Origin of the sequence: Humitalea rosea (assembly GCF_003253705.1) — a bacterium.
In the GTDB taxonomy this organism is placed as follows: Bacteria; Pseudomonadota; Alphaproteobacteria; order Acetobacterales; family Acetobacteraceae; genus Humitalea; species Humitalea rosea.
In genome coordinates this window covers 63,486-70,818 of record NZ_QKYU01000023.1, presented here as the reverse complement: position 1 = coordinate 70,818, position 7,333 = coordinate 63,486, and the positions used below count along the sequence as shown (strand labels likewise).

At 68.2% G+C, this 7,333-nt stretch carries 8 protein-coding genes; 2 read left to right on the top strand and 6 right to left on the bottom strand.

Going from position 1 to position 7,333, the window contains the following annotated elements:
• Window positions 1-102 precede the first annotated feature (102 nt).
• Together C8P66_RS18235 and C8P66_RS18230 are read left to right on the top strand one after the other, a co-directional pair.
• The gene (locus tag C8P66_RS18235) at window positions 103-411 is read left to right on the top strand and encodes a group III truncated hemoglobin (protein WP_111399717.1); all 309 of its coding nucleotides are present in this window, start codon (window positions 103-105) and stop codon (window positions 409-411) included.
• A 177-nt stretch (window positions 412-588) separates the two neighbouring features.
• The gene (locus tag C8P66_RS18230; protein WP_111399716.1) at window positions 589-1,149 is read left to right on the top strand and encodes a flavin reductase family protein; all 561 of its coding nucleotides are present in this window, start codon (window positions 589-591) and stop codon (window positions 1,147-1,149) included.
• A 94-nt stretch (window positions 1,150-1,243) separates the two neighbouring features.
• Here the strand turns inward: C8P66_RS18230 and C8P66_RS18225 are convergent, their stop codons facing one another.
• From C8P66_RS18225 to C8P66_RS18200, 6 genes are all read right to left on the bottom strand, one after another.
• Complete coding sequence (locus tag C8P66_RS18225) at window positions 1,244-1,765, bottom strand: flavin reductase family protein (protein WP_245903657.1); 522 nt, start codon at window positions 1,763-1,765, stop codon at window positions 1,244-1,246.
• Window positions 1,766-1,948: 183 nt separating this feature from the next.
• On the bottom strand, window positions 1,949-2,902 hold the full coding sequence (locus C8P66_RS18220; RefSeq protein WP_111399714.1) for an oligopeptide/dipeptide ABC transporter ATP-binding protein: 954 nt from the start codon (window positions 2,900-2,902) through the stop codon (window positions 1,949-1,951).
• Window positions 2,899-3,885 carry an ABC transporter ATP-binding protein gene (locus tag C8P66_RS18215; protein ID WP_111399713.1) on the bottom strand — a complete coding sequence of 329 codons (987 nt, stop codon included), beginning with the start codon at window positions 3,883-3,885 and terminating at the stop codon, window positions 2,899-2,901. The genes C8P66_RS18220 and C8P66_RS18215 overlap by 4 nt, the downstream gene beginning before the upstream one ends.
• Window positions 3,882-4,742, bottom strand: coding sequence for an ABC transporter permease (locus C8P66_RS18210; protein ID WP_111399712.1), 861 nt, complete (start codon window positions 4,740-4,742; stop codon window positions 3,882-3,884). Before C8P66_RS18210 ends, C8P66_RS18215 begins: the two co-directional genes overlap by 4 nt.
• Window positions 4,743-5,762 (bottom strand): ABC transporter permease, encoded by a 1,020-nt coding sequence (locus C8P66_RS18205; protein ID WP_211314196.1) that lies wholly within the window; start codon window positions 5,760-5,762, stop codon window positions 4,743-4,745.
• The gene (locus C8P66_RS18200; RefSeq protein ID WP_111399711.1) at window positions 5,747-7,333 is read right to left on the bottom strand and encodes an ABC transporter substrate-binding protein; all 1,587 of its coding nucleotides are present in this window, start codon (window positions 7,331-7,333) and stop codon (window positions 5,747-5,749) included. Before C8P66_RS18200 ends, C8P66_RS18205 begins: the two co-directional genes overlap by 16 nt.

Below are 7,333 nucleotides of genomic sequence, written 5' to 3'. Positions count from 1 at the left end.
GTCCGAAATCGGCTGGATGTGAGTGTCGCAACCGAATCCTATGGCCGATCAAGGCGTTGCGCCATGTCCGCTAACCTTGGTGAATAATCCGGGCTAGGTCCCTTGTTCGATCAGGTCCATGACTGGGAGGCGCATATCACCCGGATCACCACCTTCTGGTCGTCGGTCGCCTTGCTGACCGGCCGCTATCGTGGCCAGCCCTTGGCCGTGCATATGCCGCTGGCGTTGCAGCCCCGGCATTTCGCCCGCTGGCTGGCCCTGTTCGAGGCGACGGCGACCCGCGTCTGCTCCCCCGAGGCCGTGACCTATCTGATGGAGAAGGCGCGCCGGATCGCGCAAAGCCTGGAACTCGGCGGCGCGGTGCAGCGTGGCGAGCTTCCCTCCCGCGCCGGGACGGCCGCGCGACCTTAGGGATGGGCGACACGCGCAGGCTCAATCCTGATTGCCGGCGTCCGCGTCCGTTTCAGGGTCCTGCATTCAGGACAAGATGACGGCAGCCAGAGTGACATGGGCGGCGAAGAACATATCCCGATACCAGGGCAAAGCGCCGGCCGCCGGGCGTTCCTGTCCGACAGGTCGGAGTCCCCCATGCCCAAGCCCCCCGCCAAACACGACTTCCCCGTCGCCCAGATCCGCCGCTACCTCGAACCCGGCCCCATCGTCCTCGTCTCCTCCCGATGGCAGGACAAGACCAACATCATGACCCTCGGCTGGCAGACGGTCATGGAATTCACGCCCTCGCTGGTCGGGCTGATGATCTCGGCCGGCAACCACAGCTTCCACATGATCCGCAACAGCCGGGACTGCGTCATCAACCTGCCGACGACGGCGCTGACCGATACCGTCGTCGGCATCGGCAACACCACGGGCGCCGAGATCGACAAATTCGCGAAATTCAACCTCACCGCGGAGCCCGCCGAGACCGTCGGCGCGCCGCTGATCGCGGAATGCCACGCGAGCTTCGAATGCCGCCTGCACGATGACGCGCTGGTGGAGCGCTACAATTTCTTCATCTTCGAGGTGGTGAAGGCCCATGTCGCGCCCCGGCCCAAACACCCCGAGACGCTGCACTACACCGGCGATGGCGTCTTCATGGTCTCCGGCAAGATCATCAGCCGCCGCGGGCGATTCCGGCCGGAGATGCTCTGACGCGACGCCCCTCCCCGCCGCTTCGGAAAAACGGCAGCCGGGCGTCTCGGCCGATGGCGCCGATGCAAGCGGCGCCGCCCGCGGCGGCCGCGCCTCAGGGCATCTTCGACGCCAGCGTGATCGCCCGCCCATCCACCACGAAATGGCCAAAACCCTTGTGGTGGATGGTTTTCGGATGCTCCTGCGCCGGATCGCCCCAGGCCTTCACCACCTCCAGCACAAAGAGGTTGTAGCGGTTCACCAGCCGCGTCTCGACGACCTTGCATTCCAGGTTCGCGAAGCATTCGCCGACCAGCGGCGCCGCGACATGCAGCGCCGGCAGCGGGGTCAGCCCGATGGTCGCGAATTTATCGACATCGCGGCCCGAGCAATTGCCGATCGCCACCACCTTCTTGGCAAGCGCCACGGCCGGCAGGGCGATCACGCATTCCCTGGTCGCGCGCAGCGCCGCGAAACTGTGGTCGGCACTGCTGACGACGCAGGCGACCAGCGGCGGCGTGAAATCCACCATCATGTGCCAGGACATGGTCATGACATTCGCCCGGCCGTGGGCGGCGGTGGTCAGCAGCACCACCGGCCCGGGCTCAAGCAGCTGGTAGACCTGTCCGAGCGGCATATCCTTCATCGCATCACCCCAAATCCGCGGTGGCCAATCCAGGCGCGCCACGGCGGGCGGGGTCCATGCGCTGGATCAAGCGGGGCGCGCGCGCCACCCTGGCCCTACCTGCCCTGGCCCGGCCTGCCCCTACCTGGCCATCACCGCCTGCGGCGCAAGAGGCCGGGCCGGGCCACCGCCCCCTCACCCCACCAGATGGCCCCCCACCAGATGGCACGCCACCCGCCGCCCCCTCGCGACCTCGCGCAGCAGCGGTGCGGTCCCGGCCCGGCAGCGTTCCTCCGCCATCGGGCAGCGCGGGTGGAAGGGGCAGCCGGGGGGTGGGGCGGCCGGGTTCGGCGGCTCGCCGCGGGCCACCACCCCCCCCGCCCCGAGGCGCGGGACCGAGGCCAGCAGCGCCCGGGTATAGGGGTGCAGCGGCGCGCCCAGCACCTCGGCACTCGCCCCTTCCTCGACGATGCGGCCGAGGTACATCACCGCCACCCGGTCGCAGACCTGGCGCACCACCGCGAGGTTGTGGCTGATGAACAGATAGGACAGCCCCCGCCGCGCCCGCAGCCCGGCCAGCAGCTCCAGCACCTGCGCCTGCACCGAGACGTCCAGTGCCGAGGTCGGCTCATCCAGCACCAGCAGCCGCGGCTCCAGCGCCAGCGCCCGGGCGATGCAGACCCGCTGCTTCTGGCCGCCCGAGAGCTCATGCGGATGGCGATGCAGCATCTCGGCCGGCAGCCCGACCTCGGCCAGCAACTCCGGCAGGCGGGACAGGTCCAGCCCATGGATACGCAGCGGCTCGGCCACCGAAGCCGCCACCGTCAGCCGTGGGTCCAGGGCGGCGGAGGGATTCTGGTGGATCAGCTGCATCCGCCGCCGCAGCGGCCGCAGCGCTGATTCCGCAAGGTCGGTGATGTCCCGCCCCTCGAAGCTGATACGCCCGTCGCTGACCGGCACCAGCCGCAGCAGCAGCCGCGCCAGGGTCGATTTGCCGCAGCCGCTTTCCCCCACCAGGCCCAGCGCGCCGCCCTCCGGCAGCAGCAGATCCACCCCCGCGACGGCGGCGACCGAACTCGCGGCACGGAAGGCGGTGCGCCGGGTCGCATAGGTCTTGGCGAGGCCCGTCGCCTGGAGCAGCGCGGTCATGGCGTCGCGTGGTGGCAGGCGACGCGCCGGCCGGGCAGCAGTTCACGCAACAGTGGCTTCTCGGCGGCGCAGCGCGCGGTCGCACGGTCGCAGCGTGGATGGAAGCGGCAGCCGCTGGGCGGCGAGAGCAGGCTCGGGATGCTGCCGGGGATGCCGCGTGGGGTGATTTCCGGCCGGTCCAGATCCGGCACCGCGGCGATGAGCCCCTGGGCATAGGGGTGCAGCGGATGCTCCAGCAGCGCGCGGGTCGGCGCATCCTCGACCACGGTGCCGGCATACATCACGACGATCCGCGCGCAGGCGGCGGCGATGACGCCGAGGTCGTGGCTGATCAGCATCAGCGTCAGCCCGCGGTCCCGCACCAATTCGGCGATCAGCGCCAGCACCTGGGCCTGCACGGTCACATCCAGGGCGGTGGTCGGCTCATCCGCGACCAGCAGGGTCGGGTCGCCGGCCAGGGCCATGGCGATCAGCACGCGCTGCCGCATGCCGCCCGAAAGCTGGTGCGGATAGCTTGCCAGCAGCCGCGCCGGATCGGGCAGGCCGACCGAGCCGAGCAGGCTGTGCGCATGCGCCCGCGCCGCGCGGCGGGCGCGCACCGCGCCCCCGGCGGCGGCATCCTGGCCGCGGATCGCATCCTCCATCTGGGTCGCGATGGACAGCACGGGGTTGAGGTAGCTCGCCGGGTCCTGGAAGATCATCGCGATCCGCCGCCCGCGCAGCGCCCGCATCGCGGCGGGACGCAGCGTCAGCAGGTCCCTCCCCTCGAAGCGGATTTGCCCCGAGGCGACGCGCGCCGGCGGGCTCGGGTTCAGCCCCAGCAGGCTGCGCGCCAGCACCGATTTGCCGCAGCCGCTTTCACCCACGATGCCGAGGGTGCTGCCCGCCTCGATGGTCAGGTCGATGCCATCGAGCACGGCGGCACTGCCATCGAAGCTGTCGAAGGCCAAACGGTACTCCTCGATCTCCAGCAGCGCCGTCATCCGCGATGGCTCCGCGGATCGAGGATGTCGCGCAAGCCGTCACCGAGCAGGTTGAAGCCCAGCACCGCCGCATAGATGAAGGCGCCGGGGTAGACCGCATACCACCACCATTCCGGCAAATAGCCGCGCGCGATGGAGATCATCGCCCCCCATTCCGGCGTCGGCGGCTTGGCGCCCAATCCGAGAAAGCCGAGCGAGGCCACCGCAAGAATCGCCTGCCCCACATCCATGCTCATCTTCACGATCAGCGGCGAGAGGCTGTTCGGCAGCACATGCCGCCACAGGATGCGGAAGGTCGGCGCGCCGGCCACGCGGGCGGCCTCGATATAGGGCTCGGCGCGGATCGACAGCGCCTTGGAGTCCGCGAGCCGCACATACCCCGGCCACCAGACCAGGATCAGCGCGATCATCGCATTCACGATCCCCGGCCCCAGCGCCGCGACCAAGGCGATCGCCAGCACGAGGCCCGGCACCGAGAGGAAGAGATCGGTCAGCCGCATGATCGCCTCCCGCACCGGCCCGCCGACCAGCCCTGCGAGGATGCCGAGCGGCACCCCGATCGCCGCCGCCGCCAGGGTGATGCCGATGCCGACCAGCAGCGACAGCCGCGCACCGATGATGACGCGGGTCAGTATGTCGTGCCCGACCTCATCCGTGCCGAACCAATGCGCGGCCGAGGGCGATTGCAGCTTGTTGGCCAGGTCGATGCCGCCGGCGACATGGTCGGGATAGGGCACGATCACCGGCCCGAGCAGTGCGAGGCCCAGGATCACCGTGACCAGCACGATCCCGAGCATGGAGGCGAAGCTGCGGGTCAGCAGAAAGATGGCGAGGCGCAGGCGGCGGGGGAGGATCATTCAGCCCTCCCGCAGCCGCGGGTCGAGCACGCCATAGAGCAGATCGACGATGAGGCTCGCGATCATGAAGTTCAGCCCGACGATCAGCGTTACCCCCATCACCGGCTTGAAATCCCCCGCGATGGCGGAGGAGACGGCGTAGAGTCCGATCCCCGGCCAGTCGAACACCGTCTCCACCAGCACCGTGCTGCTCATCATCCAGCCCCAGCGCAGCCCGATGATGGCGAGTGTGGGCAGCATGGCGTTGCGCAGCGCATGGACGCAGATCATGCGCCAGGGTGTGACGCCATGGGCGCGGGCGGCGGTGATGTAATCGGCGCGCAGGGTCTCCACCATCTCGCCGCGGTTCACCCGCAGGATCGAGGCGAGGCAGGGGAAGGACAGCACGATGGCGGGCAGGATGATGTAGGACAGGCCTTCACGGAACACATCCCATTGCCCGCGCAGAACCGCATCGACCAGCATCAGCCCGGTGATCGGATCGGGCGGCAGGGTCATCACCGAGAGCCGTCCGCTGGTCGGCAGCCAGCCGAGCCCCGTGGCAAACGCGAGTTGCAGCAAGAGCCCGAACCAGAACGGCGGCATGGCGATGCCGGAGACGGCGAAGATGCGCGTCACATGGTCGATCGGCCCATCCTTCAGCACCGCCGAGAGCACGCCAAGCGGCACGCCGACCAGCACGCCGATCAGCATCGCCAGGATGCAGAGTTCCAATGTCGCCGGCAGATAGCGCAGCAGATCGGTGCCGACGCTGCGCCCGGTCGCGATGGAGCGGCCAAATTCCCCCTGCGCGAGATCCCCGACATAGCGCAGGAATTGCTCGGGCAGCGGCTTGTCAAGGCCGTATTCCCGCCGCGCCTGCTCGATCTGCGACCGCCCCGCATCCGGCCCCGCCGCGAGGGCGGCGGGGTCGCTGGGCGCGACGTTGGAGATCACGAAGGTCAGGCAGATCAGCCCGAACAGCATCAGCCCCGCAAGGCCGATGCGCCGTGCGAGGTAGAGGGTCAGCCCTCGATCCACATCGGATAGAGGTCCACCTCGCCGGTGAAGCGCACCGGGCTGAAGGCGAAGCCCTTGACGTAGTCACGCATCGACCAAAGCCGGTTGGCGACCATGCCGAAGATCTCGGGCTGGTCATCGACGATGCGGCGCTGGATCTCGGCATAGAGCGCCATGCGCCTGGCGGTGTCGGTCTCCGCCCGCGCGGTGCTGATCATCTGCCAGACCTCGGGATTGTCGTAATGGCTCATCCCGTAATACAGGCCCCAGGATTCGCGGTGGTACTGGTAGGCGACGGTATCGGGATCGGTGCCGACCGGGGTCACGTAGATCGAGGTCATGTTCGGCGCCGTGTCGGGCTTGGAGCCCCGGCTGACCATCGTCGTCCAGGGCTGGCCCACGATGTTCACCGAGATGTTCAGTGCGCGCAGGCTGTCCAGCAAGGCAAGACCGATGCGGCGCGGATCCTCCAGCCCCTGCACATGCACGTATTCCAGCTCGATCCCGCCATTCGGATAGGCGCTGCGGCTCAGGTACTCGCGCGCCTTGGCCAGATCCTTGCGCGGGATGTTCGGCACGTCGATGTGCCCGGCCATGGAGGCCGGGAACGGGCTGGTCATCAAGGTCGCCGCACCATTGTGGATGGTGATCAGGCTGTCGTAGTCGAAGGCATAGGCGATGGCCTTGCGCAAATTGACATCCGCGGTCGGGCCTTCCTTGGTGTTGAACTTGATGCCGAAGGTGGTGAAGCCCGGATGGTTCTCGATCTTCACACCCGGCAGGCGTTCGAGCTGGCCGATGTCATCGGGGGTGATATTGGTGATGATATCGACCTCGCGCCGCTGCAACGCCGCCTTGCGCGGGGCGGATTCACGGATGATGCGATAGATGACGCCGCCCAGGCGCTTCTCCTCCCCCATCGGCCAGCCCTTCCAATACCCGGGCGCGGTGTCGAGGTGGATCAGCGCATTGCCATCGAAGCGGCGCAGCTTGAACGGGCCGGAGCCCGCGCCATTCTCCGTCATCCATTTGCGGCCGAGGTCGCCATCGACCTCATTCGCCTTCACCAGCGCCGGGTTCACGATGTACCACCAGGGCACGTAGGAGATGAAGGGCGAGAACGCCGCCTCAAGCGTGAAGCGCACGGTGCGCGCATCCACCGCCACGATCTTCTCGGGCTTGAGGAAATCCTTCAGCATCCAGGCGATGCCGGCGTTCATCTTCAAGGCGCGTTCGAAGGAGAAGCGCACCGCCTCCGCATCGACCGGGCTGCCGTCATGGAACTTCGCATTGGCGGCGAGGTGGAAGGTGTAGGTGAGGCCATCGGGCGAGGTGTCGTAGCTCTCCGCCAGCCAGGGCACGATCTGCGGCGGGCTGCCGACATATTTCAGCAGCCCGTCATAGACCGACTGCTGGATCATGCGCGTGGACCAGTCGTAGCGCATATGCGGGTCCAGCACCGGCACCGCCTGGTTGCCGGAGAAGACCATGACCTTCTTTGCGCCATCACGCTCGAAGGTGAAGCCGGCGGTGGGCGCGAGCGCCAAGGCAGCGCCCCCCAGCAATACGGCGCGGCGGGTTGTTTGCGGCAT